Origin of the sequence: Bradyrhizobium sp. WSM1417, from assembly GCF_000515415.1 — a bacterium.
GTDB lineage: Bacteria > Pseudomonadota > Alphaproteobacteria > Rhizobiales > Xanthobacteraceae > Bradyrhizobium.
On sequence record NZ_KI911783.1, the window covers coordinates 2,474,881 to 2,498,397 of the forward strand.

Sequence of the window (23,517 nt, forward strand, 5' to 3'; positions counted from 1 at the left end):
AATGCCCTCTTGTTTACCGGCATTCGAGTTCCGGAATTCACATCGCCTGATGTCCGGCATGCTGTTCTCGCTTATCTAAACATGCGGTTTGATCCAGTGAAGACGTCGTTCGAGAACGTCGAGTTTCCCGAGTCCGGTAGGTTGGTTAGTCGAGGTCGACAGTAACCGATCGACTTCGCAGCTGGCTCAACAACCGCCGGAAACTGCGGCAATCCAACCTAGTCTCTCCACACGTTGGTGTGGTAGCTCCAAGAGCCTCATACTGTGCGGCTGTGAGTCGGCACTGACTGCGCCAGATGAGCATCGAATGCGGACGCCACAGTCCTGACGAGAAACTCGGCGCCTTTCCTGACGAACAGTCGCTCGTCGCCGTCCATGGTCACTGCGCCGTCTGGAATCAGGCTATCAGCCGCGAGCGATCGACGATGGCCGACTTCGGATCGCGACCGAGCGACCTTCGACAGGTCGAGGGCCATGTCGCACATCAGTCGCTCGATTAGATCGGCTCGGAAGCGATCGTCACCCGTGAAGGCATACCGCTTGAGGGTGGCGGGCCGGTCGTGGGCGATGCGCGCCAGGTAATCACGGGTTACCACGACGTTCTGTGCGAATCCCTGCGGCATCCTTCCGATGGCGCTTGCCCCTAGCCCGATCAGCGTTTCGGCGGTGTCGTCGGTGTAACCCGGAAGTTCCGACGCAGCCGCCCCTGGCGCTTCGCCGCAGCAAGATTGTCGCCGGGTAGGGCGAAATGGTCGAAGCCAATGCGCACATAGCCCGCGTCGACCGTAAGCGCGAAGCCGATACCCTTGCTTCAGAATTCGAATGAACGTGCGAAAGAAGCCTCCGGCTTGGACGGAGGTTTGGGATGGGATTGGACAGCAAAAAGGACGTCCATTTGGACGGCTCAACGAGGGGGTCGGTGAGCCGGCTGGAGGTTCTTGAAGGACCATCGGGGCGCCGCGTACGTTCGGAAGCCGAGAGAGCTCGGATCGTCGCCGAGAGTCTGTTACCCGGTGCCCAGGTGTCCGAGGTGGCGCGCAAGCACGGAGCGACGCGCTGGCAGATCTACGATTGGCGGCGGCGGTTTCGACAGCGAGGCATGTTGCCGCCGCGCGAGGCATCGCAGCCGACATTCGCGCCGCTGGTCGTGGAAGGTGCGTTGGAGGAGCGTCAGGTTCCGGCGATCAAGCTCGAGATCTCGATCGGCGATGTCGTGCTGCGGACGGACACAGCCATAGATGGCGAGCAGCTGTCCCGTGTGATCCGCGCGATGCGAGCGTCACGATGATCGCGGCCGGTGCCGATCTGAAGATTTACATCGCGACGCGGCCGATCGACTTCCGCTGTGGCCACGATGGGCTTGCGGCGAAGGTGCAGGAGATGCTTCGTCTCGACCCGTTCAGCGGCGCAGCCTTCGTGTTCCGATCGAAACGAGCGGACCGGATCAAGATTTTGGTCTGGGATCGAACGGGTCTGGTGTTGGTGCACAAGCGTCTTGAAGGTTGCAAGTTCGTTTGGCCAACGATCGCAGACGGCGTGATACGGATATCGCCGGCGATGTTCGCAGCCCTGTTCGAGGGGCTGGATTGGAGGTTGGTCCGCCCGGAAGAAGCGCGGCGTCCCCAGGCGGCTGGATAACTGCGGCAGAATGACTCGGCAGCTATTTTGAATGTGGCACGCGCGGCGGCGATGTGCTCGAAATAGCGCATGAGCATCGCGGCGCTGCGCGACGAAAATGAACAATTGAAAGCGCTTTTGGCGCAAACGCAGGCGGCCTTGAGCGAACATCAGGCGGCGCTGGCGACGTCGGAAGAGGCGCGGCGTCGGTTGGAGGTCATTCTCGGCGAATTGCGACGCGAGAAGTTCGGCGCGACGTCCGAGAAGCTGCGGCCAGATCAGTATCACTTGCCGCTGGAAGACGTGGAGATCGCGCAAGGCATCCTGGACGCGGCGCAGGAGAGAGCCGAGGCTGTGATCAAGGGCCGATCGCGGAGCGCGCCGGATCAAGGTTCTCATCGCAATCGCGGCTGCCTGCCTGCCCATTTGCCGCGGGTGGAACGGATCATCGAGCCTGCGAGTACGCTTTGCCCGTGCGGTTGCGGCGCCATGACGAAGATCGGCGAGGACGTCAGCCAGCGCCTCGACGTGATCCCGGCGCAATGGCGCGTGCTGGTCACACGCCGCCCAAAATACATCTGTCGCCGCTGCTCCGGCCCCGTCGTGCAGGCGCACGCACCGGAGCACGTCGTGCCCGGCGGGCTGCCGACCGAAGCGGCCATCGCGCATGTGATCGTCTCCAAATTTGGCGACCATACGCCATTTTACCGTCAGGCCGAGATCTATGCGCGCCAGGGCATCCGGCTTGATCGGGCGACACTGGGCAACTGGTCCGGCCGCGCCTGCTTCCATCTTCAGCCCATCGCGGAACACATGCGCCACCACCTGGCCATGGCGGATCGGCTGTTCATGGACGAGACCAAGGCGCCGGTACTCGATCCGGGGCGCGGCCAAACGAAGAAAGGCTACTTCTGGGCGATTGCCTCAGACGACCGCGGCCACAGCGGCCCAAGTCCGCCGATCGTGCTGTTCCGATATGCCCCCAGTCGCAGCGGTGCCTTCGCTGAGCAATTCCTGGATGGCTTTGGCGGACGCTTCCTGCAATGCGATGCCTATGACGGTTATGATCGACTGACCGAAGTCGCTCGACTGCAAGGGCCTTGGACGCTCGTGCATTGCTGGAGCCACTTGCGCCGACGCTTCGTCAAATTGGCCCGCAATAGCAAATCGCCGATCGCCGAGGCCGCCATTCGGCACATCGCACAGCTTTACGCCATCGAAGCCATGGTGCGCGGTGCATCGCCGGACATCCGGCTCGCCGCACGAAAGGAGCATTCGTTGGCTCTCGTCGCCGCTTTGAAAATGTGGTTCGAGAAGCAGCTGTCGATGATCTCCAGCGGTTCGACGCTCGCCGAGGACATCCGCTACGCGCTCAATCATTGGCAAGGTCTGACCCGCTTCCTCGAAGACGGGCGCCTCGAGCTCGACACGAACCCTGTCGAGAACGCCATCCGGCCAGTCTGCCTGACCAGAAAAAATGCGCTCTTCGCCGGTCATGAGGTCGGAGCCGAAAACTGGGCCTTGCTCGCCTCGATCGTCGCCACCTGCAAGCTCAACGACGTCAACCCGGCCGCCTACATCGCCGAAACACTCGAGACGATCATCGACGGCCATCCCCATAGCCGCATCAAAGACCTCATGCCGTGGCGATTCCGCAAAACGTCAAGCCAGCCTCAATAGGGTTGCGGCTAAGCGCTTACAGTCGACCAGGGCTTCCGCAATCAGTTCCGACTGAAGATGACGCTCGACTGTCTGGGGCAGGGCGTGTTCGTCGATCTTGCGCTGATGTTTCTTGAAGGAGGGCATATGCGCGTAACCGAACACCCACAAGCGATCCGGCCGGAGTTCGATGCATTTGGCGACCGTGTCTAGGCACGATTGCATGGTCTGAAGCGGCAGACCGTAGATAAGATTGAAGTTGAGCCAGCCGACGCCGGCTCGCCGCAGGCGCTCAACGCTCGTGGCGGTCTGCTCGAAAGTCTGCAGGCGGTTGATGGCGCGCTGCACAACAGGATCGAAGCTCTACACCCCCAGGCTCGCGCGATTGACTCCGCTGTAGCCCAAACCCTCTGCGATCGGCTCGGTCAGGGTACGCGGATCGATCTCCCCGGCCATTTCGGCGCCGGGCAACACGAGATACGAGAAGCGGAGCGCGCCGACGAGATCGGCGAAGGCCTCGGGCGTCATGATCGTCGGCGTGCCGCCGCCAAAATGGATGTGCGAGATTGGAAGGCGTTGGCCGTAGTTTCGGCGATTAGGTGCGTGGAAGCCTGTCGTGACCGTACTATTGCGCCAGATTCCGATCTCATCTGTTTCTCCTTCAGCTGCGGAATTGTCTACCGACTTCGCTGAGGAGGCACATTGCGCTGGCGCAATCCTTTGGCCGTTCTGGGCTTCAACTCCGCCCGCAGTAGTTGGCACCACGTTTTGGCAGCTCTGAGGTGCTGCGCTCGCCCGCAGCCGGCAGAACGATCCGAGCCCGATTCAAATCGCGCTGCAATGTCACCGCTGAGCGGCAACATGCCTCAAGCACCTTGCGATCCTTTTTTCGAAAGCTGGACTTCTCTTGTTTCGAGTATCATCCCGATGTTGAATCACCACTCACTATGAAAAGTGGGTACTAGGTCGATCAATCTGTCTATCGTTCGAGTTCGAAGCGGCTGCTCAACTTGGGTGTGCTCATTGACTCCGAACTGCCGTCGTAGTCCTGTCGAGTTACTCAACTTTACCCAACCAGAGTTTGAAAAGCCGCTTACGACCGAACGCTGAGCGCTAGCCTTCCCGACACTACGGCCTCTGGAAGAGGAGGGGGCGCGTGGTCTACGGGCCAGAGAGCCCATCGGAGGGAATCATGCCAAGGAAGCTTGCCGCTTGTCGCGGCCATTCGGCCAATTTTGCCAAAAAAGCTCTCATCAGCTCCACGCTTTTGGCCAGAATGGTCACGGCGTTTACCCAAGCCGAGGCGGACGACATCAACTGGCGCCAGTTCGAAGGCGCATCGATCGTCTGGGCCTACGACATTCATCCGTATGCCGATGCAGTCGCAGCCCAGTTGCCGGAATTCGAGAAGCTCACGGGCATCAAGGTGACGCCCGAGCTTTATCCTGAGGACGCCTATTGGAATAAGTTGACAATCCAGCTCAGTACCAAGTCGCCGAGCTGGGACGTTGTGGGTACGGGCATTCAACCAGCTTGGGATATTGCACCAGGTCAACTGCTTGAGCCGCTCGACCGCTATCTGAACGATCCGAAACTCACGGCGGCTGGCTACGACTACAAGGATTTCTTCCCTGCACTACGGGATGCGCTGACCTGGAAGGTCAAAGAAGGGCAGATCGAGCCGGGAAGCGGACAGGTGTGGGCCATTCCGCATGGCTTTGAGAACATCCAGCTGTTCTACCGCAAGGACATCCTCGCCAAGTACGGCCTCAAGATCCCGACGACTCCTCCGGAGATGTCCGCGGCCTGCGAAAAGCTGAAGGCTGCGGACCCCGCGATCACACCGTTGGGCGTGGGCGGCGTGCGATTTTGGAGCAGCATCCACACGGCTGCGATCTCGATTGCCAGGTCCTACGGGGTGCATGACTTCGTCGTCAAGGACGGTAAGCTGGACACCGACCTCGACTCGCCCGAGTCGATCGCGTTCCACAAGGACTACGTGGACATGATCAAGAAGTGCGCGGCTCCATCCTTTGCCAACGACAACTGGTACCAGGTGGTCGATGGCATCAATTCGGGACGAACAGCGATGGCGATCGATTCCAATATGTTCGGCTTTTGGAATGACGTGGCTGGCAAGCCTGCCTCCGGGAAGATCGCATTCGCGCCTCCGCTGCACGCTCCGAACAGCAAGGATTTCGAATCCAACATCTGGATCTGGTCTCTAGCGATGAATGCTGCGTCGCAGAAGAAGGGGGCAGCCTGGCTCTTCATCCAATGGGCAACGTCAAAACAGGTCGAGCTGAACGGCGCGATCGCTGGCAAGCTCGTCAACTCTCCGCGTGCCTCGACCTGGAGCGATAAGGCCTGGCTCGAATATGCGGCAAAGCCGGAGTTCAACAACTTCGTCGACACGTTCAAGACCGTTCAGGACAGGGCACAACTCGCCTTTACAGCTCGCGTCGGCTTTGCCGAAGCAATGAGTGGTTGGGCCGTGGCCATGCAAAAAATGGTCAATGGAGCTGACGTGAAGGCCACCTTGGCTGATCTCGCCTCCGAGATCCGTTCGTCGATGTAAAGCCCGCTGGGGGGCCGCGACCATCGTCGTCGCCCCCCTTCGCATTTTAGAGATACAGTGAGATGGACCTTCGAGGATCCGACGGAATCGTGACGCTGCAGCCTTCGGCCAGCGAACTTGCGCCGCCACGAGATGAGACCGTCAGGCGCGCCGAAAAGCTGCGTCTTGATTGGTGGAGCATTAGCGCGATAGCCCCCACCATCATCATACTTCTTGGCTTTCTTTTCTTGTTTTTCTATGACGTCTTTCAGTCGCTGACCGATCTCAAGTTCGGTCGCCCGCTGGTCCACTTCATGGGGCTCAACAATTACGCAGCACTGATCAAGACCAGCGACTTTTGGAACAGCATTCGTGCCACTCTTGTCTACGCCGGATCGGCGGTATTTGCGGAGGCTGCATTCGGTCTTGCACTTGCCAAGCTGTTCGCAACTGAAGTCTTCCTTGCGCGTGTGATGCGGCCCGTCATTCTCTTGCCCCTGGTCCTGCCCCCGATGAGCGTTGCGCTCATGTGGACGACAATGATGGACCCACAAAGCGGTATCATGAATTACTTGCTGTCTCTCGTGGGAATAGACCGGTTTGCGTGGATTTCAGATCCAAACACCGCGATGTTTTCACTGGTCTTTATTGACGTCTGGACCTACACGCCATTCTTCGCGCTAATCGTCTTCGCAGGCCTTCAGGGTATTAATGAAGAGGTGAGGGAGGCCGCGCGTGTCAATGGCGCGAAGGGATGGGCAACCTTCCTGCACATCGAGTTGCCCCTGGTCGCCCCATACATTCTGATTGCCGCAGTGTTTCGGCTGATCGAATCGCTCAATCAGTTCGACATCATCTTCGGGACAACGCAAGGCGGACCCGGAAATAGCACCTCAGTCCTTTCGGTGCGAGCTTACGTTACCGCGTTTCTCTCCTTTGGGCGTGGTGCCGCACTTATGGTCGTCAATTGGATGATCGTGCTGATCGGAACGTTTACCATGGTGAAGCTGTGGCGCTTCGTTCGGCAGCGCGTAAGCTGAGGAGGCAACCTATGCGATTGAAGCGCTCGACCTCCACCAGTTTGATTCTAAACCTGCTCATCGGCATTTGCGCATTGATCCTGGCCTTACCACTCGTCTGGATCGTGATGATGTCGCTGAAGCAGCAGACTGACGTCATGACCTGGCCGCCAACATTTCTCTTCGTGCCGATACTGGAGAATTTTCGTGTCTTGTTTGATGTCGCCCAGGCCGGGGCGACCAGCTATGGCACCATCAAAGTCGACTTCTTGACGCCGATCACCAACAGCGTCGTCATTGCTCTCCGCTCCGTAATCATCTCTCTGCTCGTTGGGGTGCCCGCCGGCTACGTCCTGGCGAGGCGAGATATACCTCTCAAGGAAGACATTGCCTTCTTTATTTTGGGCTTCCGCTTTGCCCCGCTCCTTTTGGTCGTCATCCCGCTCTTCAGCGTCTTTCAGACGATTGGACTGTATGACACCTATCTCGGGATGATCTGGGTCTACCAGGTCGTCTGATTGTTTGGCTGAGCCGCTCCTATATCGAAGACATCCCCTAAGATATCGAGGAGGCGGCTGCCATGGATGGCGCCAAACCGGTCCGGGTTGTGTTGCACATCGTGCTGCCGCTCTTGAAGCCGGGCCTCATCGGGGCCTCGTTGCTCATCTTTCTGCTCGCCTGGCACAACTTCGCTCTCGGTCTGATCCTCAGCTCGACCAAGGCACCAGTGACGGTCGCTCTTCTCAAGCTGCTCAATCCGGGCGTGCAGTTCTACCCTGTGATGGCCGCAGGGCTGGTCGTGACGATGATCATTCCCGTCATTCTGATCATCATCGGCCAACGTCACCTCGAACGCGGCCTCACATTTGGTGCCGTAAAATGAGCGCTAGGCCAGTGATGTTTTTCGGAACGACGAATCTCGATCTCTGCTTCAATGTCGAGCGCCTTCCGACGCCGGGTGAAAGCCTCATGGGAGCGTTGGCCAGCACCCCCGGGGGGAAGGGCGCCAATCAGGCTGTTGCCGCTGCCCGGCTTGGTCTTCGGCAAAAGTTTTACACGCGTCTAGGCGATGATGATACCGGACGATTGTTGTTGCGGTCGCTGCGCGATACCGGTGTTTGCGCGGATGCCATCGAGATCTGTGCGGGTGAGGTGTCGGGTTCAGCCGTGGTTATTGTCGGTGACGACGGCTCCAACATGACCGTCATAGACCCGGGCGCCAATCTCAACGTGACGCCGGACATGATCGAGAGCGCGGCGCGATTCATCGACCGAGAAGCAATCGTCGTGGCTGAGATGGGGATCCCGACACCAGTGCTCAATCGGCTGTTCGAGATGAAATCCGACCGGGGTTTCAAGCTGATCTTCAACCCGGCGCCGGTAAGACCCGGACTTTCAGTCGCGGCGTGGAGAAGTGTCGATTTTGTCACGCCGAACCAGACGGAAGCTTTCGAACTGACCGGGATCGAGGTGGAAGACTTCGAGAGTGCCGCGGGCGTGGCTGCGAAGCTTCTTGATCTTGGGCCACGGGCAGCGCTCATCACCTTGGGTGCGCAGGGAGCCTACTATGCCGATGCAACGAGCTCTTTTGCGCTGCGTGCGTTCCCGGTGAAAGTCGTCGATACCACAGCGGCAGGAGATGCGTTTAACGGAGCGTTCGCCGCATCACTGGCTCAAGGCTTGCCCTTAAGGGAAGCGGTCAGGAAAGCGCTGGACGTTGCAGCCTTGTGTGTTACACGACGCGGCGCTCAAAGCGCGATGCCGACGGCCCAGGCCGTTGAGGAGTTTCTGAAGTCCCAAACGATCTTGGAGTTGGAATGACCGAACAGTTCTCAGTGTCAGATAGAACGGTGCTCGTCACCGGGGCCGGTGGTGGGATTGGCTCTGCCATTACAAATGCATTCCGCCAAGGCGGGGCGAACGTCGTCGCCACCGATGCCAATCTGGAGAATCTCAGAGACACTCTGGCAAGATTGCCCTATGGCAATGGCGTATTGCCCATGGCCATGGATGTCGCCCGCGAGGAAGATGTCGCCAAGGTCCTCGATGAGGTTAGCAAGCACTTTGGCCGGCTCGATGTGCTGGTCAACAATGCCGGTATCAAATCTGCCCAGCCGCTCCTGAACGGTAATGCGGAGAAAATTGAGCGTACCATCCAGATCAACTCGGTCGCAGTCCTGCGCTGTTCAAAAATGGCCATCGAGCGTTTCATGAAACGCAAGGGCGGGCGCATCGTCAACGTTGGCTCCTCCTTGTCCTCGCACGGGGCCGTGTTCAACTACCAGGCCGGCGGAGCTGATTACTGTCTTTCCAAAGCGATCGTTCACGACGTCACGAAGTTACTTGCCTACGAATGCGCTCCCCTGAACATTAACGTGAATGCGATCGCGCCAGGGATCATCGACACGCCAATGCATGGCCGTCCGCGCGAGGAGACGGAAGCGCGCCACAGCGGCCGGATCCCCTTGGGACGGGTAGGAGTACCGGAGGATATCGCAGGGCTAGCCGTCTTCCTCGCCAGTCCTGCAGCTTCCTACATGACCGGGCAGATCGTTCACGTGAACGGCGGGATGCTTATGAATGGCTAGTGCGGGCTCTCACCTCAATTGGCCGCCAGTCGAAGGGATCATTTCGGATCTGGATGGCGAAGTCTATCGCGGGAACGCCGCGATTCCGGACGCCATCGCGGCGTTTGGGCGATGGCAGGCGGCCGGAGTGCCGGTCTGCTTCGTGACCAATAATTCAACGCACACTCCGGAGGACGTCGTCCGCAAATTGGAAGCGTTCGGCCTTGCCATCGCGCCGAAAGACGTGGTGACGAGCGCTATCACGGCCGCGGAACTCATCCGCGCGAAATACCCAGACGTGACGCGCGTATATGTTATCGGTGCGCCATCCCTTGTGAAGGCCATCGCCGGCGTGGGTCTCGAGACTACCGGCCGAAAGCCCGAGGTCGTACTGATGGGCTCGATCGGCAGATCACGCATGAGAAGATGCTGACGCTGGTCGACGCGATCTTGAACGGAGCCGCATTCATAGGCACGAATCCCGATCTCCTCTTGCCAACCGACAACGGGTTCGAGCCCGGAGCAGGCGCAACGATCACGGCGGTCGCTGCTGCCACGCAAATGAAACCCCTGATCGTCGGTAAACCCGAGGCGCATATGATCGAGACTGCACTTTCGCGTCTGCGGACAGCTCGCGGTTCCACCTTGCTGATCGGCGACCAGATACAGATGAATATTCAGGCAAGGAAACGGGCGGGTCTTCCGACCGTGCTGGTCACGACCGGTGTGCCGGCACGAGAGGACCCATCGCTGATTCCGCCCGATTTCATGGTGTCGAGTCTGAAGGAGATTGAGGTGCCGCCGATGATTACTGGCAGCTCGCGACAAAGGAGAGCGTGATGGCTGATGTCCGTCTGGAAGGTGTCAACAAGGCGTATGGAAGTATCCCCGCCCTACAGAATATAGATCTGACAATCGATCATGGGGAATTCGTCGTCTTCGTCGGACCATCGGGGTCAGGCAAGTCCACGCTCTTGAGAATGATCGGGGGACTGGCGCGAATTAGCGGAGGGCGGCTGCTGATCAACGAGCTCGTCAACGATGTTGACGCGGCCGACCGCAACCTCGGCATGGTGTTTCAGAGCTACGCTCTCTATCCGCACATGACCGTGCGAGAGAACCTCGCGTTCCCTCTGCGTATGGCGAAGGTTGATAGGGCCCGGATACACGCGAGAGTCGCTGACACGGCTTGTTAATTGCAAATTGACCATCTGCTGGATCGCAAACCCCGACAACTCTCAGGCGGGCAGCAGGCAGCGGGTAGCGATCTGCCGGGCCATTGTGCGTGAACCGGGTTCAGATTGCGAAGCTTCACAAGCAGCTTGGAAACACCATGATCTATGTCACCCACGATCAGGTCGAAGCGATGACCATGGCCAACAAGATCGTCGTTCTTAAGGATGGCGATATCGAGCAAGTGGGGCCCCATGATCTCTACCACAATCCGGCATCTCGCTTTGTGGCCGGCTTCATTGGATCGCCCAAGATGAACTTCCTCAATGCCAAGATCGAGGCGGCGCACGAGTCGGGCATGGACGTCAGACTGGACGCGGGTGCGAAAATATCCGTCCCGGTCCAACCGGATAAATTGCTCGTCGACAAATCCGTCACCCTCGGAATCAGGCCGGATGATTTCTCCCCACCCGCTGCGGAGAAGAAAGAGATAGCGATCGAGCTCGATGTCGATTTCATCGAGCATCTCGGCAGCGTCACATACATCTACGGCAACGTTGGAAAGGAAGCAGTCGTCGCAAAGGCAAGGCCTGAACCACCCAAGAGCGCCGGCAAGATCCGGCTTGCCGCTGCTCCGGCGGACTGCCACCTCTTCATGACGAACGCAAAAGCATCGCGGCGGTTGCGTGCGCCCGCAACTTTCCTTGGTGCCGTGCGGGACGTGGGCTCGGTATGCAGACGCGGACGGGTCAGGTGAAGGGAGGCGGTATCAGGCAGTTCTTCCGGAACTCCCGTTCGTTTGTGCTCGGGGCGGGAATCGGATCGGGGATGACCGCCAGAGCCGCCGAACTCGCGGGGGCGGACTTCGTTCTCGCCCTGAACGCCGGCCGTTTTCGCGCGATGGGCGGCTCTTCGCCGGCCTCAATTCTTCCAATCCGCAATACCAATGAATTTGTAGCCGGCTTCGGCCGGACCGAGATACTGCCCAGCACGAAACTGCCGGTATTTTTCGGGGCCTGTACCTTCGATCCGCAGCTCGATATTGACCGCTTTCTCGACCACATCATCAGATGGGGCTTCTCCGGGGTTACCAACTTCCCGTCCGTCATCCACATCGACGACTACAGGAGATCATTGCTGGAAAAGTCCGGTCTTGGTTATGCGCGAGAAATCGAGCTCCTGGTGAAAGCTGCCAGACGTGGCCTGATGACCATCGGCTACACCCGGACCAAATCCGAAGCAAGACGCATGGTCGAAGCAGGAGCTGAGGCCATCTGCATCAACTTCAATCTCAACCGGGGGGGCGAAACCGGATCCGCCGCCCCACCGATCAGCCTGTCGGAGCTTGCCGCGCGCACGAGCGCCGTTGCGCGTGTGGCGCAATCCATCGACAAGAGCGCAATCTGCCTGCTCGGCGGCGGACCTATTACAAAGCCTGACGAATTGCTGGATATTTGCCGCGAAACAGGTATCCAGGGCTTCATTGGCGGCTCTTCGCTCGATCGCGTCCCATTGGAAATGTCGGTCCTTGAGGTCACTTCCGGCTTTAAGACCATTCACTTGCTACGCGAGAAGGTCGATCTCCTCGAGCGCCAGCTCCAGTTGAGCGGCGTCAGGCACGGCATAATTGCGCAGTCCTCAATCATGAAGCGCGTCCTCGAGACCGCAAGGCGTTTGGCTGGCGGCCCCAATCCTGTGTTGGTGTGGGGTGAGGCGGGATCAGGGAAGCGGCAAATTGCAAGTCTCATTCATGCCTTCAGCGACCGGAAAAACACGAAGGCGGCGCTGTTTGATTGCAGGCCGGGTCCCGCAATCAATAAGATCGGTGCGCTGTTCGGCACTGAGGGCGATGAGAACAGGAGACGCCAACTGTCGCTCCTGGAAGCCGCAAGCGATTCTGCGCTCCTGCTGATGCATGCCGATCAGCTGTCGCGGGATGGGCAAGAGCGTCTTGCCGACTATATCGAGACGGGTAGTTTCACGCCGCTGAACGGCATACCCGTTGTAAGGTCCAACGCCAAGATCATCGCAACCGCAACAGTGGCCCGTGGAGCAGGCTTGGAAAGTGTTCTATGTCCCCGCCTTCTTGCCTTCTTTGTTGGGCTCGACATAGAGCTGCCCGCTTTGTCAAACCGACTAGAGGACCTTCCGCAGCTGATTCAGCATTTTACAGTCGAGGCCAAGGGCGATTCGAACGCGCAAACGCTGGCAATCGAAAAGTCGGCGTTCTTGGCGCTAGCGGGCCATCATTGGCCCGGAAATTTGAGGGAATTGCGCCAGATCGTCAACCAACTTGTAGCCCTGAAAGATACCCACATAGTCGCCGAGGTTCTCAAGCCGTTGCTGAACGCCGCGCTGCCCGGCAAGCCCACATCGGCATTCTCCGAGCGCGAATGGATCATCGAAGGGTTGAAACGAAACAGGCTCCATCGCGGGAGGACTGCCCGCTCTCTGGGACTTTCAAGAAAAACGCTCTACAACAAGATCAAGAAGCTGAGGATCTTGGAGTAGCAGTCGCCCTCAATTTTAGGGCCCGGGCCGCTTAGAAGCTCTCGCGTCCAAGAGCGCGAACTTTGGCATCGACGACCTGTGCTGGCCAAGGCTGACCAGCTCCATCTCGTCGCCAATCCTCAGCTCAAGAGCCGCTTCCGGGAAATCGACAATCCCGTGGAGATGCGAACCAAGTCGTCTCTCTGCCGATATGATTTCAGAGTCCTTAGCAGCAGCGAACAAGCTCTTGAACCCCAGGCTCGCAAACCATTCCATACGCCGAAGTTCCAGCTCCTGTCCGGCATCGATTGGCTCGCCAGTCGTCGACCGCTCAATCATAGAGGCAGGCGGGAAGTTTATTACTCCGAGAATTCCGGCATCTCTCAATAATTCGGCTAGGTCGTCCCAGTACGCGAACGGGTCGAGCATCATGATCGCCGCGTACATGTGGACGCGTCTTCTCTTGGGAGCGTTTTTCAAGTCTCGCAACAGGCAGTCATTCCAGTCGATAATAGGCAAGGTGGCCATGACGAGCATGGAGTCTTTCGGAAGGCTCCGCAAAGATGGTGCGTAGATTTCGAGTGATGTGCTCTTACGGGCGCTCGACAGAACAGTGGCAGGTTTGCCGACAGCTATCATCTTTACCCCATTCGACCCGATTTTACTCATCCGCATCTCTCACCTATCTTATACGTGCTTTCGGCCTGATCTAGATGTGCGCGCAGGCCGAACTTCTGCTGGCTGGCACATATTCCAACGGGAACTGAACCCAAAGAGGCTCAGGCCAAACGACTATCGCCGATTTCTTATCGACCGGGGCAGATCCGCTGGCAGACCGGGCTCGTCTGCTTTCTTTCCACCCATTCGGCCTGCTCCAGCATTGCACGTTTCATGAAATCGATCCTCTCGTATTTTCAATCCCGGTGATGCGAAGAGAGAAGTCCTAGCTCGCGTCGTACTTTGGTGACCGCCCTCAAACAATACTGTTTATTCCTGTTGGCGGTGCAACCCGGATCGCTAGCCGCTCAAATTGCACGCCAGTATGCAGCGTCGTTTGGTAGGCGGCGAGAACGGAAGCCCTGCCAAGCTCCAACGAACGCGGAGGCGCGATCACATCTGCGATCTCGAGGGCACGCGCTTTACCTGCTTCCACCACTTCGGGTATCAGCCTGCCTCTCGCAGTATGGACCGAAATAGAGTTGCCACCAAGGACCCAGAGATTTGCCCGCCACGCGGGTCAAGCGGCTCGAAATCGTCGTGCTCGACCACGTGTGAGGATTTGCGTCGCACGTTAGCTTGAGCGCGAACGTGCCCGTGGGACGATGGGACCGAGATGACTACAGTCAGAGCGTGGCTCTTGTCGTACTAACGCGTCGCGCTTCAGACAACGTGTCGGGAATCGGACGACGCGAGATCATCCAGCAAACCAAATAGCTGATGTTTCCCGAATTAGGTTGCTCTGGCGGTGCAAACCGATTCACCCAAGCACTGGTACGGCGCTTGCTTAATGAGAGGCGGAACCACGTCTGCGCGCCTTGGCGGTTAAATACGCTTTGTTGTGATGGACCCGTCACATCAGTTCTTCGAACAAGCGGGGCTAATAGCATGTCCGGTGTTGCTGCTGCGTTTCTATGCTCTTCAAGCAATTCGCGGGCGACGGTTTATGATCGGCTGAAGCACATGCTTCCGAAGCTAGCACTTCGTGGGCAGGCGGAGATAGGCGTTGCAGCTTTCATGAACAAGGAAGGTATTCGATATGCGAGAGCGCTTGAGCCATCATGCGATTCCGTGCGCATTGAGTACGATGAGCAGGATCCGAAGTTTAGGCCCCATGTTGCAATTGCCCACATTCGTAGCCGATGCCGAGAAACCAGCGATGGCGGCGAAGTTCAGCCAATCCACCACAATGCGGGCACCAGCCGCCATTTGGCAATTTCTCTGGATGGAGCTTTGGTCAATGCCCGTGAACTCAGGGAAGAATTGCTTGCCCAGGGCTACAGGTTAGGCGGCAACACAGATGCTGAGCTCTTGCTCAAATGGATCGAACGTTCTTGTGAAAGAGACTATTGGCGGCACGGTCTGCCCGTTAGTTATGAAAACGTCTTGCGCGACGTTGATGACCGTATTGATGGTGCTATTAGCGCGCTCTTACTGGACGGTGAAGGAACTCTAGTTGCATACCGTAATCGATGTGGTTTGCGACCATTGGAAACTATGCAAACAGATGACGGCTTCTTGCTATTTGCTTCGGAAAATTGTGCCTTCGCCGGTCTAGAGGGTAAGACGCAGCAAGTCTTACCGGGACACATCAAGTATGTAGACGGAAAAACGGGGGGCTGTGTTGATCGTTCCGTGAGCAACAGGCGACACAAAGCCAAACTCTGCGCCTACGAATCTCTTTATCTGGGAAATCCAAAAACGTCGGTTGAAGGCCGATCGCATTTCGAAACCCGGTACAACATCGGTGTCGCCCTTGGTGGCCTTGTTGCGCAGCGATTGCAAGGAGAGCCAGACTCCCCGCTCACAATCGTTTCCTCGATGCCGCATACCGGAGGACCGTACGCTGATGGTCTGTTTGCATCTCTCGCCGAATACGGCCTGTTCGCCCAGCGTCGGGAAGTAGTCGCAACGCAATTCCTTCAGCGAACTCTCATCGGTACACCCAGCCAGCGAAAGTCTCGCATTGCTCAAAAGTACCGCGTCTCGGGACCTAGCGTTGCTAAAAGCACGATAATCATTGCCGACGAGGCCCTCATTCGTGGCGACACCAGTCAGGCTGTTACGAATATGTTGCTAGCCGCTGGGGCCAAAGCCGTACATTGGGCGATCGGTTCGCCGCCCATACTGGCTCCGAACTACTATGGCATGGGCATCGATACACTAGATGAGTTGGCATTCTGGCGGATATGGAAACGATTGCCACCCGAACAGCGCACGCAAAGCCTTCGCTTTCACAAGATGGAGCCACAAGTTCTCAAAATCATCGAAAGTCGTATCGCCACGTCCATCAACGCAGCCACGATAACGTATCTGCCGTTTCCACTTCTAGTGTCGCTGTTGCCAGGCAGCCAAGACGGCGTCGATTTGTCACCGTTTACATTTGAGATGCCAACCCCTGCGGGGCAGAGGCGCGCGAATGAGAACTTGCACGAATTAGTGGCCGATCTTCCCTATTCGGAATCAATCCCTGCTTGAGGTCAGATCATGAAACCCGTTCTCGTCTTCGATTGGAATGGCACGCTGCTCGACGATGCCTACGCACTGCTCGAAACAACCAATGCGATACTAGCTCGCTTTGGTCGTGCAGCGATCGACATGAAGACGTTTCGGGAACATTGCGACGTTCCGCTATCTCTTCTTTATCGCAGTCTGGGACTGTCGCAAGACGAGCTTGCGACGGTGGATCGCGATGGCAGTGCAATCTTTCACGACGCCTATGAACGTCTTGCCGATAAAGCCGATCTGCGCGAGGGCGCGCGCAGAGTCTTGGAGTTGGCGCGTCGAGAAGCGGCTTCGTCCATCATCGTGAGCAACCACATAGTCGACCCTCTGCGCTCCCAGTTGAGAAGACTTGGAATCAATGACTACATCGACGACGTGCTCGCCTTCGAAAGCCGCGACACTCAATACAAATCGATGAGCAAAGGAGAGCGGCTTCGTCTGTACATGCAGAAGAAAAACTTGAAGCCGGCCTCAACCGTCATTATCGGCGATATGCCGGTTGAAACGGATATTGCACGGAATCTCGGACTGATAAGTGTATCTATTACCGGGGGATTCGTTTCTGAGTCGCGCTTGCGGGCGGCAAGTCCGGACTACACGATTAAGAACCATCATGAGCTGTTGCCAATCCTACGAAGCCATGGGTTTTTGCGGAATGCATAAATCATGATTGGCAAGGGATCATCACACAACGTCGCTCCTAAACGGTGAGGCAGAGAATAGACCTGATCGGCGTTGGACGACCGGTATGGGCATCAGCCTGTTGCGTCAGCAAATTGTTTGCATCTCAAAGCCAACAAGAATCGCTTCGGTGCGGATCGCTTGACTGGTGCGGGCTCATGAACATCCGTCAATCGCTGAGTTGGCGCGACATGTAAGTGCCGTTCTGTTATCCTCGCCCTCCAGCCGCGAGGTTGAGGCGGTCTGCCTTGGGCAAGACGGACTGTTCGTCCATATGCCCGAGGAGGTTTAATGATTGACTGCTCGACGTCGTATCCTGCTTCGACGGTTGCACTCGCTGAGCAAGCCCAAAAAGGCGGCCTGAGCTTTATAGATGCTCCACTGACGCGGAGCCCCGAACAAGCAGAGTTAGGCCGCCTCTACGCGATCCTAGGATTGAATGAAAAGCGTTTTCCTGCGGCTGAACGCATTCTTGCCGCATTTTGTGAGACCGTTCTTCATGTCGGCGATGTCGGACGAGGTCACAGGTCAAGCTTGTTTACAACAGCATGACGATGGGGATAGCGGCGGTAGCCGCGGAGGTTTGCCAATTTGGGTGCGGTCCTGACATCGTTCTCGTAATGCTCCGCTCTCTGGTTAGTCGCGGCTCCACTAACACCGGAATATTTCAAGGCTTCGCGGCCTGTTTGTTGGTCGAGAAGCCCGATGTTCTGGCGATCTCAATTGCGAATTCCGCAAAAGGATATTGAATGCGCGGTGCGCCCAGGGGGCGAGAGTCCAGTTTCGGTGCCGGTGTTGGCCGCCGCCGCGCACAAACTAAATGTCTCAGTTGTTGCGGCCAAAGGCGAACTGACGCTGCCTCATCTCTCCTGTCCCGTCGATAGAGATCTTCGGACTGTTGATGGCGATTGAGAACGGACTTTAAGCACGGAGAGAGTGCAGATCGTTGCTATGGACAGGTGTAGCTGACAGGGCCGCGAGCCTCTGTCAGCCTGCGCACGTCAGTGTTCCAGTGATAACCATCGGATCACTCCACGCGCACGAGCGGCAGGTGGTAGAAGGTGGCACTCACACCGCGAAAAGCCGCTCGAGGGAGCCATTGTGGCGCGGCTCGCGTGCTCGTGTTGCGGGCGAACCAGAGTCCCGTGGGGCCCGTTGCCGACTGGGACTTCGACGATCCGACAATGCCCAACACCAGCAGGGATACCGGCGCCACTAGCATTGTCGCGGCGTCGGCACTGCGGCTGCCATCTCTGACAAAGACCCCAATCACCGGGCCGTCGCCAAGCGCACAGTGACGGAGCTGATCGACAAATACGTGAGGCCGATTGCTCCCGGTGATCAGCCGCTGGGAATGCTCATGGGCGGGTGCTTCACGTAAAGCGATCATGCGCGATATCGACGCCGCGCCGAGCTGCGAGAGAATCTTCGGCAGCTAGTCCCGTATGGATGTCTTGCCATTCTGACGCGCTGGGTCTCGCCTGGGCGGATCTAATCAAGGTACGTGGCCAAAGGTTTGTCAGGCTCGGAAACTGTCTTGAGCCTCCCTAAGCGGGCGCGGGTTGGCGAAGTCACGGAAGGGTCCCCGACGAGTGGCGAAAGACACTCAATCCGGCACCGGACAGCCGATCCGAGAGACCGCAGTATCCCTCCAGGGGCGATCTCGACTGTTCTCGTCAACTCGCAAAGGGATTTGAAAATTGGCGGAAAACCTCGGCCCATGATTGATGACAAGATGATGCGCAAGAGCGCGGCTATCGTTCGTTCGCGGACAGCAGAAATTGCGTCGATCATGATCTTAACAGGGAGTCCACGCCTGTCGACTTCCGTAAGCGAGCAATGGGTGGATGGTGCCGGTGCGCGGGGTGGGGCCAAGCCGTTCAACGGGCCACTATACGTGTCACGTCGGACCAAGGCGATGTGGTGGGGAGCAGGGGGAGTATGCCCGTTGGCCAAGACGCTCGACGCAATTCTGCTGGTCGAAGATCACGCCGATCCCGGGTATGGCGGAAGTTTATAGTCCCGGTGATTCCAGCCACCCTCCACAGTTGAGCAGTACCCGCGCGGCGCGCGAACAGATCCGTGAAGATTATCGGTTCATAGAGGGGAGAGAGCATTCCGATGCAGCTAGCGCGCAAGCTCCAAAAGGGCAGTCTTCCATTCAATGATAGCTAACCTTAGCGAGCATGGAATGTTCTGAAAGGCTGCGCAAAAAGACGGTACGTAGAATTCCGGGAACGCGCGTCCGGGCGCAGCTCCGCGGCACTCACCACCCCTACCCAATCTTACCCAACTGCACTCAACCCCCATCTTATTCCCGATTTCAGCCCGGTCTAAGACCGCCTGTGTTTGGAATAGTCCGGGAGGAATACCGTGTCTCACCATTGCACGGACGACCAGAGGTCTGTCCGGGTTGGTAACTCGTCCGAGCTTGCGGGCGCGGGCGCGGTCGCGATCGTGGCGACGCTAGATACCAAGGGCGGTGAAGCGTCGTACCTTTCGGGCATCATCGAGGCGTGCGGCCGCAAAACCCTCCTGATCGACATCGGTACATCGAACTTGGTTCCCGGAGACAAACAGGTCGATAGCAAGAGTGCTCGCGTCGCCTCGCCTGCCGAGCTCCTGAAACAGATCGCCGCAAGCTCGCGCAAGCAGGTTGACGGCCTGCTCCAATCAGGCGCGATCAGTGCGATCGTCGGGATAGCGGGTGGCAAGGGGAGCGCAGTTTTCGGCGAGGTCGTATCGGACTTGCCTTATGGCTTCCCCAAGCTGCTGGTGAGCAGTGCCAGGCCAGCGCTACTGGCCGAATTGGCCGTCCATAACGATATCATGCTCTATCCGAGCCTCGTCGATCTCCTCGGCATCAACGTCTTTACCGCACGCGTGCTGGAGAATGCGGGGCGGGCCATTGCCGCCATGCAGCATGCGCCCGCCGAACACGCGCGTAAAAGGAAGATCGTTGCGATCACGGCCTTCGGCGTGACGACGCTTGCAGCAAATCACTGCGTGGCGTGCCTTGCAGATGCCGGCGCAGATGCGATCGTGTTTCCTGCCAACGGAGCTGGCGGCCGCAAGATGGAGCAGCTCATCGCAGCCGGCGAATTCGACGCTGTGATCGATCTAACTACAACCGAGCTCGCTGACGAAATCGTTGGGGGCACCGCAAGCGCAGGCTCGGATCGGCTCAAAGCGGCGTCGCGCCATTTGCTCCCGCAAGTGATCGCGCCTGGCGCGATCGATATGGTCAATTTTGGTCCGCCATCCAGCGTGCCTGACCAATTTCGCGGCCGCCAGCTCTACTCCCATACACCTTACACGACGCTCATGCGCAAACGGCTTCGGAGAACGCGAGCGTCGGTCGGCTCACGGCCGAGCGGCTGTCGCAGGCTGATGGGCCTGCGATAGTGTTTTGGCCCCGGGAAGGCGTTTCCGACTATGATCGCGAGGGCGGCATTTTCCGTGATGTTGATGCCGACAGAGCCTGGCTCGATGCAGTCAAAGACAATATCCACCCCCGCATCAAGGTACGAGAACTGAACTGCCATATCAACGATGCCGAATTCGCCGAGGCTGCGGCGACGTGGATCCTCAAACAGTTGAGGCAAGGAAGCACATCCGATGCGGATGTTTGAGCGAACCGAAATCCTTTCCAGGATCGCAGGCCAGATAGCGGACCGGAAAGCAGTTCTTGCCGCCGGGAGCAGCTGCGGGCTGGTCGCGAAGTGTGCCGCCCTCGGAGGGGCCGACATCCTGGTGGTCTATAGCACCGGGCTTTCGCGCCTCATGGGGCTTCCAACAAGCCGGATCGGTGATTCCAACGCGCGTACACTCGAGCTTGCAGCAGAAATCCGCAACGTCGTCTCTTCTGTGCCTGTGATCGGCGGCGTCGAAGCGTGGGATCCTCTTCGGCTCGACCTTGATGCGCTTCTCGATAGGTTCTGGGCGGCCGGCTTCTCCGGCGTGATCAACTATCCGACCATCTCCACCATGGGTGAAAAATGGCGTGACCGCCGCGGCCGCGTGGGCCTCGGCTTCGAACGCGAGGTCGAGATGATCGCTGCTGCGTGCAAGAAGAACATGTTCTCGCTCGCCTATGTCGCAAGTGCAGAAGACGCCAAAGCGATGGCGAATGTAGGTGCCGACTGCATCGTCGCCCATGTCGGCGCAACCCGTGGCGGGCTTGTAGGTCATGAGCAGGGCCAGTCCATTCAAGAGGCGATCAGGCGCATCAACGACATCAACGCGGCGGCGAGAAGCGTCCGCTCCGATGTCATCCTGCTTTGTCATGGTGGCGCTGTCGCGGAGCCGCAGGATACGGTCGAGGTCTACCGATCGACGCAATGCGTCGGGTTCGTCGGCGCCTCCTCCATCGAAAGAATTCCAATCGAACGGGCAGTGAAGGCGGCGGCTGAGGAATTCAAAGCTGTCTCGCTTCCGCGGCACTGATCTGAGCGCAAATTATCGCAGCAAGGCTGGAGTGAACAAGCCTATGGGCCAATCAGGCAAACACAACATAGCGGCACTCCCCCGAGGTAGCAGGCCGGAACAGACTGTCGAGACTGATGTCCTCGTGGTCGGCAGCGGTGCGGCCGGACTGTCCGCGGCGCTCTATGCGGCAAAGGCCGGACTGCGGGTCACCGTATGCGAAAAATCCGCCCGCCTTGGCGGCACGACCGCGCTGTCGAATGGCATGATCTGGGTTCCTTGTTCGGCCCAGGCGCGCTCAGCGAAGATCGATGATTCGCTGTCGCAGGCGAGGACCTACCTGCAGCATGAGCTTGGCACCTACTATCGCGCAGGCTTCGTTGATGCCTATCTTGAGGACGGCCCAACGGCGCTTACCGCACTTGAGGATGGGACAGAGGTCAAGTTCACGCTAGCCTCTGCCCCTGACTATCATTCGAGCCAAGCCGGCGGGCTCGAAAAAGGCCGCGCACTGAGCCCTGCACCCTATGATGGGCGGCTCCTCGGCACCGACTTCGATCTGATAGGCGACCCCATCCGTGTTGTGCTCGGCGGAATGATGATCTCATCCAGCGAAGTGAGAAGCTTCCTGAACCCGTTCCAATCGTTTGCGTCGCTGAAGCATGTCTTGCGTCGCGTCAGCGGCTACACGCGAGATCGCTTAAGTTACAGGCGTGGCACCGAGCTCCGCGGAGGCAACGCCCTGATCGCGCGGTTGCTGGTGAGCCTGCGCAAGTACGGCGTCGAGATATGGCCAACATCGCCCATCCTAGAACTCGTCAAGCAAGACAGACGGGTCAGCGGGGCAATCGTCAAGCGGGTTGATTCTATCATTCGCGTGCGCGCCTCGCACGGGGTCATCCTCGCAACAGGCGGCTTTGCTCGCAACAGCCAACTAAGAGCAGAGCTCAGCCGCGCCCACCAGCACGACGACACCCTGGCGCATCCCGATGTCACCGGTGATGCCATTACGCTCGCGACCCGGCTTGGAGGGGCGATTGACAACAACGTCGCCTCCGCCGGCTTTTGGACGCCTGTATCGATCCTGAAGAGTGGCAGCTCCTCGCGAGTGGTTCCGTATGGCTGGCTCGACCGCGGCCGTCCCGGTGTCATCGCCGTGGGGCCGAATGCCAGACGTTTCGTCAACGAGTCCAATTCGTACCATGACATTTGCCTCGGAATGTTCAAAAGCGGATATCCCGCGGACAAACGGTTCTACTTCGTCTGCGACCAGGATTTCGTCCGCTCGCGAGGCATGGGACATTTGCTCCCCTGGCCCTGGACGTTGAGCATCGGAAAATATGCGCGCCTCGGCTACATCAAGATCGGCCGCACGCTTCCCGAGCTTGCAAAACAGTTGGGACTGGACCCTGGAGAGCTTCAAAAGACGGTTGAAGAGCATAACGCGCACGCTGCTGAAGGACGCGATCCGCTTTTCCAGCGCGGTGAATCGGCTTTCAACCGCACGCTCGGTGATCCGGCCATGGGAACGAAAAATCCAAATCTCGGACCGATCAAAAACGGCCCATTTATAGCGCTCACGATCGTCCCGGCAACGCTTGGAACGGCGACTGGATTGGCAACTGACACTTGCGGACAGTTGTTGGACGGACAGGGCAGGCCGATCGCGGGTCTCTATGCTTGCGGCAATGATATGACCTCGCCAATGCGCGGAATCTATCCCAGCGCGGGCATCACGATCGGCCCGGCCATCGTGTTCGCCTACCGCGCGGTCAACAGCATCCTGCGATCGGCTCACCAAGGGCAAGAGGGCGCGGCTTCCGGAGCATGATCGCCACGTGCACTGTTTTCGGCTGCGTGGCGGCATGTAGTAGGTAGGACGGCAACAGGCGGGGGTGGCGCGTGATCAAGGCAGCATCGGCAAGCAGATCCGAACGACGTCCTCGGACGTGGCCATCTCATCTTTGACTAAGAGGGTTCACGATGCGTCGTTCGCGCTATGCTAAGATCGTCACAATCCTTGTCCGGCAACCGCCGAACCTGACAAGATCCGTGCTCTCTACCTTTCGGGCACAGACACGCTCCGGCTGAACTTTAGTCACGGAAC

The 23,517-nt window shown here is 58.4% G+C and carries 21 protein-coding genes and 4 pseudogenes; 21 read left to right on the plus strand and 4 right to left on the minus strand.

The window, feature by feature from the left end:
• Positions 1 to 257: 257 nt before the first annotated feature.
• Positions 258 to 623, minus strand: a complete 366-nt coding sequence (locus BRA1417_RS40165) for a hypothetical protein (protein WP_027515963.1) — start codon at positions 621 to 623, stop codon at positions 258 to 260.
• A gap of 296 nt (positions 624 to 919) precedes the next feature.
• On the opposite strand from BRA1417_RS40165, the gene BRA1417_RS0111825 reads away from it, so the two are divergent.
• The 3 genes from BRA1417_RS0111825 to BRA1417_RS0111835 all read left to right on the plus strand — a co-directional run bounded on the left by BRA1417_RS0111825 (position 920) and on the right by BRA1417_RS0111835 (position 3,297).
• Positions 920 to 1,288 (plus strand): transposase, encoded by a 369-nt coding sequence (locus tag BRA1417_RS0111825; RefSeq protein WP_245286198.1) that lies wholly within the window; start codon positions 920 to 922, stop codon positions 1,286 to 1,288.
• On the plus strand, positions 1,285 to 1,638 hold the full coding sequence (tnpB, locus tag BRA1417_RS0111830; RefSeq protein WP_007601228.1) for an IS66 family insertion sequence element accessory protein TnpB: 354 nt from the start codon (positions 1,285 to 1,287) through the stop codon (positions 1,636 to 1,638). The genes BRA1417_RS0111825 and tnpB overlap by 4 nt, the downstream gene beginning before the upstream one ends.
• A gap of 69 nt (positions 1,639 to 1,707) precedes the next feature.
• A complete protein-coding gene (locus BRA1417_RS0111835) occupies positions 1,708 to 3,297 on the plus strand; it encodes an IS66 family transposase (protein WP_007601229.1) in 1,590 nt (529 codons plus the stop codon).
• 21 nt (positions 3,298 to 3,318) lie between these two features.
• On the opposite strand, the pseudogene BRA1417_RS40170 reads toward BRA1417_RS0111835, so the two are convergent.
• A pseudogene (locus BRA1417_RS40170) lies at positions 3,319 to 3,867 on the minus strand (radical SAM protein); the annotation flags it as partial.
• Between the two features lie 175 nt (positions 3,868 to 4,042).
• A pseudogene (locus BRA1417_RS43885) lies at positions 4,043 to 4,199 on the minus strand (IS630 family transposase); the annotation flags it as partial.
• Positions 4,200 to 4,468: 269 nt separating this feature from the next.
• Here BRA1417_RS43885 and BRA1417_RS0111850 point away from each other — a divergent pair.
• The 10 genes and pseudogenes from BRA1417_RS0111850 to BRA1417_RS0111885 all read left to right on the plus strand — a co-directional run bounded on the left by BRA1417_RS0111850 (position 4,469) and on the right by BRA1417_RS0111885 (position 13,103).
• The gene (locus BRA1417_RS0111850) at positions 4,469 to 5,854 is read left to right on the plus strand and encodes an ABC transporter substrate-binding protein (protein ID WP_156948687.1); all 1,386 of its coding nucleotides are present in this window, start codon (positions 4,469 to 4,471) and stop codon (positions 5,852 to 5,854) included.
• 89 nt (positions 5,855 to 5,943) lie between these two features.
• On the plus strand, positions 5,944 to 6,873 hold the full coding sequence (locus tag BRA1417_RS0111855) for a carbohydrate ABC transporter permease (RefSeq protein WP_245286199.1): 930 nt from the start codon (positions 5,944 to 5,946) through the stop codon (positions 6,871 to 6,873).
• Between the two features lie 11 nt (positions 6,874 to 6,884).
• On the plus strand, positions 6,885 to 7,370 hold the full coding sequence (locus BRA1417_RS45550; RefSeq protein ID WP_245286200.1) for a hypothetical protein: 486 nt from the start codon (positions 6,885 to 6,887) through the stop codon (positions 7,368 to 7,370).
• A gap of 62 nt (positions 7,371 to 7,432) precedes the next feature.
• The gene (locus tag BRA1417_RS45555; protein WP_245286201.1) at positions 7,433 to 7,735 is read left to right on the plus strand and encodes an ABC transporter permease subunit; all 303 of its coding nucleotides are present in this window, start codon (positions 7,433 to 7,435) and stop codon (positions 7,733 to 7,735) included.
• Positions 7,736 to 7,749: 14 nt separating this feature from the next.
• Positions 7,750 to 8,673 (plus strand): ribokinase, encoded by a 924-nt coding sequence (locus BRA1417_RS0111865; RefSeq protein WP_245286356.1) that lies wholly within the window; start codon positions 7,750 to 7,752, stop codon positions 8,671 to 8,673.
• Positions 8,670 to 9,440 (plus strand): SDR family NAD(P)-dependent oxidoreductase, encoded by a 771-nt coding sequence (locus tag BRA1417_RS0111870; protein WP_027515969.1) that lies wholly within the window; start codon positions 8,670 to 8,672, stop codon positions 9,438 to 9,440. The genes BRA1417_RS0111865 and BRA1417_RS0111870 overlap by 4 nt, the downstream gene beginning before the upstream one ends.
• Entirely contained in the window at positions 9,433 to 9,852 is a 420-nt protein-coding gene (locus BRA1417_RS45560; RefSeq protein WP_245286202.1) for a hypothetical protein, read from the plus strand. The genes BRA1417_RS0111870 and BRA1417_RS45560 overlap by 8 nt, the downstream gene beginning before the upstream one ends.
• Positions 9,846 to 10,259, plus strand: a complete 414-nt coding sequence (locus tag BRA1417_RS45565; RefSeq protein ID WP_245286203.1) for an HAD hydrolase-like protein — start codon at positions 9,846 to 9,848, stop codon at positions 10,257 to 10,259. Before BRA1417_RS45560 ends, BRA1417_RS45565 begins: the two co-directional genes overlap by 7 nt.
• A pseudogene (locus BRA1417_RS40185) lies at positions 10,259 to 11,349 on the plus strand (ABC transporter ATP-binding protein). The gene BRA1417_RS45565 and the pseudogene BRA1417_RS40185 overlap by 1 nt, the downstream one beginning before the upstream one ends.
• A 71-nt stretch (positions 11,350 to 11,420) precedes the next feature.
• Positions 11,421 to 13,103, plus strand: a complete 1,683-nt coding sequence (locus BRA1417_RS0111885; RefSeq protein ID WP_245286204.1) for a phosphoenolpyruvate hydrolase family protein — start codon at positions 11,421 to 11,423, stop codon at positions 13,101 to 13,103.
• Between the two features lie 15 nt (positions 13,104 to 13,118).
• Here BRA1417_RS0111885 and BRA1417_RS0111890 read toward each other — a convergent pair whose 3' ends face one another.
• A complete protein-coding gene (locus tag BRA1417_RS0111890; protein WP_051448478.1) occupies positions 13,119 to 13,751 on the minus strand; it encodes a hypothetical protein in 633 nt (210 codons plus the stop codon).
• A gap of 936 nt (positions 13,752 to 14,687) precedes the next feature.
• On the opposite strand from BRA1417_RS0111890, the gene BRA1417_RS40190 reads away from it, so the two are divergent.
• The 8 genes and pseudogenes from BRA1417_RS40190 to BRA1417_RS0111930 all read left to right on the plus strand — a co-directional run bounded on the left by BRA1417_RS40190 (position 14,688) and on the right by BRA1417_RS0111930 (position 23,241).
• On the plus strand, positions 14,688 to 16,277 hold the full coding sequence (locus tag BRA1417_RS40190; protein ID WP_245286205.1) for a hypothetical protein: 1,590 nt from the start codon (positions 14,688 to 14,690) through the stop codon (positions 16,275 to 16,277).
• Between the two features lie 9 nt (positions 16,278 to 16,286).
• Positions 16,287 to 16,967: an HAD family hydrolase gene (locus tag BRA1417_RS0111900; RefSeq protein WP_027515972.1), complete on the plus strand. Its 681-nt coding sequence runs from the start codon at positions 16,287 to 16,289 to the stop codon at positions 16,965 to 16,967.
• Between the two features lie 261 nt (positions 16,968 to 17,228).
• On the plus strand, positions 17,229 to 17,537 hold the full coding sequence (locus tag BRA1417_RS42630; protein WP_256379226.1) for an NAD(P)-binding domain-containing protein: 309 nt from the start codon (positions 17,229 to 17,231) through the stop codon (positions 17,535 to 17,537).
• 153 nt (positions 17,538 to 17,690) lie between these two features.
• Positions 17,691 to 17,897 carry a hypothetical protein gene (locus tag BRA1417_RS43890; protein ID WP_156948688.1) on the plus strand — a complete coding sequence of 69 codons (207 nt, stop codon included), beginning with the start codon at positions 17,691 to 17,693 and terminating at the stop codon, positions 17,895 to 17,897.
• A gap of 808 nt (positions 17,898 to 18,705) precedes the next feature.
• Complete coding sequence (locus BRA1417_RS0111915; RefSeq protein WP_027515974.1) at positions 18,706 to 19,005, plus strand: hypothetical protein; 300 nt, start codon at positions 18,706 to 18,708, stop codon at positions 19,003 to 19,005.
• 437 nt (positions 19,006 to 19,442) lie between these two features.
• A pseudogene (locus BRA1417_RS40195) lies at positions 19,443 to 20,617 on the plus strand (Tm-1-like ATP-binding domain-containing protein).
• Positions 20,604 to 21,431, plus strand: coding sequence for a phosphoenolpyruvate hydrolase family protein (locus BRA1417_RS0111925; RefSeq protein WP_027515975.1), 828 nt, complete (start codon positions 20,604 to 20,606; stop codon positions 21,429 to 21,431). The pseudogene BRA1417_RS40195 and the gene BRA1417_RS0111925 overlap by 14 nt, the downstream one beginning before the upstream one ends.
• 43 nt (positions 21,432 to 21,474) lie before the next feature.
• Positions 21,475 to 23,241, plus strand: a complete 1,767-nt coding sequence (locus tag BRA1417_RS0111930; protein WP_027515976.1) for an FAD-dependent oxidoreductase — start codon at positions 21,475 to 21,477, stop codon at positions 23,239 to 23,241.
• Positions 23,242 to 23,517: the final 276 nt, after the last annotated feature.

Bases quoted from the DNA above. Each gene is read 5' to 3' on its own strand.
- BRA1417_RS40165 (WP_027515963.1), bottom strand. From the start codon at position 623: ATGCCGCAGGGATTCGCACAGAACGTCGTGGTAACCCGTGATTACCTG.
- tnpB (WP_007601228.1), top strand. From the start codon at position 1,285: ATGATCGCGGCCGGTGCCGATCTGAAGATTTACATCGCGACGCGGCCG.
- BRA1417_RS0111835 (WP_007601229.1), top strand. From the start codon at position 1,708: ATGAGCATCGCGGCGCTGCGCGACGAAAATGAACAATTGAAAGCGCTT.
- BRA1417_RS0111850 (WP_156948687.1), top strand. From the start codon at position 4,469: ATGCCAAGGAAGCTTGCCGCTTGTCGCGGCCATTCGGCCAATTTTGCC.
- BRA1417_RS45550 (WP_245286200.1), top strand. From the start codon at position 6,885: ATGCGATTGAAGCGCTCGACCTCCACCAGTTTGATTCTAAACCTGCTC.
- BRA1417_RS45555 (WP_245286201.1), top strand. From the start codon at position 7,433: ATGGATGGCGCCAAACCGGTCCGGGTTGTGTTGCACATCGTGCTGCCG.
- BRA1417_RS0111865 (WP_245286356.1), top strand. From the start codon at position 7,750: ATGTTTTTCGGAACGACGAATCTCGATCTCTGCTTCAATGTCGAGCGC.
- BRA1417_RS0111870 (WP_027515969.1), top strand. From the start codon at position 8,670: ATGACCGAACAGTTCTCAGTGTCAGATAGAACGGTGCTCGTCACCGGG.
- BRA1417_RS45560 (WP_245286202.1), top strand. From the start codon at position 9,433: ATGGCTAGTGCGGGCTCTCACCTCAATTGGCCGCCAGTCGAAGGGATC.
- BRA1417_RS45565 (WP_245286203.1), top strand. From the start codon at position 9,846: ATGCTGACGCTGGTCGACGCGATCTTGAACGGAGCCGCATTCATAGGC.
- BRA1417_RS0111885 (WP_245286204.1), top strand. From the start codon at position 11,421: ATGACCGCCAGAGCCGCCGAACTCGCGGGGGCGGACTTCGTTCTCGCC.
- BRA1417_RS0111890 (WP_051448478.1), bottom strand. From the start codon at position 13,751: ATGAGTAAAATCGGGTCGAATGGGGTAAAGATGATAGCTGTCGGCAAA.
- BRA1417_RS40190 (WP_245286205.1), top strand. From the start codon at position 14,688: ATGTCCGGTGTTGCTGCTGCGTTTCTATGCTCTTCAAGCAATTCGCGG.
- BRA1417_RS0111900 (WP_027515972.1), top strand. From the start codon at position 16,287: ATGAAACCCGTTCTCGTCTTCGATTGGAATGGCACGCTGCTCGACGAT.
- BRA1417_RS43890 (WP_156948688.1), top strand. From the start codon at position 17,691: ATGTTCTGGCGATCTCAATTGCGAATTCCGCAAAAGGATATTGAATGC.
- BRA1417_RS0111915 (WP_027515974.1), top strand. From the start codon at position 18,706: ATGATTGATGACAAGATGATGCGCAAGAGCGCGGCTATCGTTCGTTCG.
- BRA1417_RS0111925 (WP_027515975.1), top strand. From the start codon at position 20,604: ATGCGGATGTTTGAGCGAACCGAAATCCTTTCCAGGATCGCAGGCCAG.
- BRA1417_RS0111930 (WP_027515976.1), top strand. From the start codon at position 21,475: ATGGGCCAATCAGGCAAACACAACATAGCGGCACTCCCCCGAGGTAGC.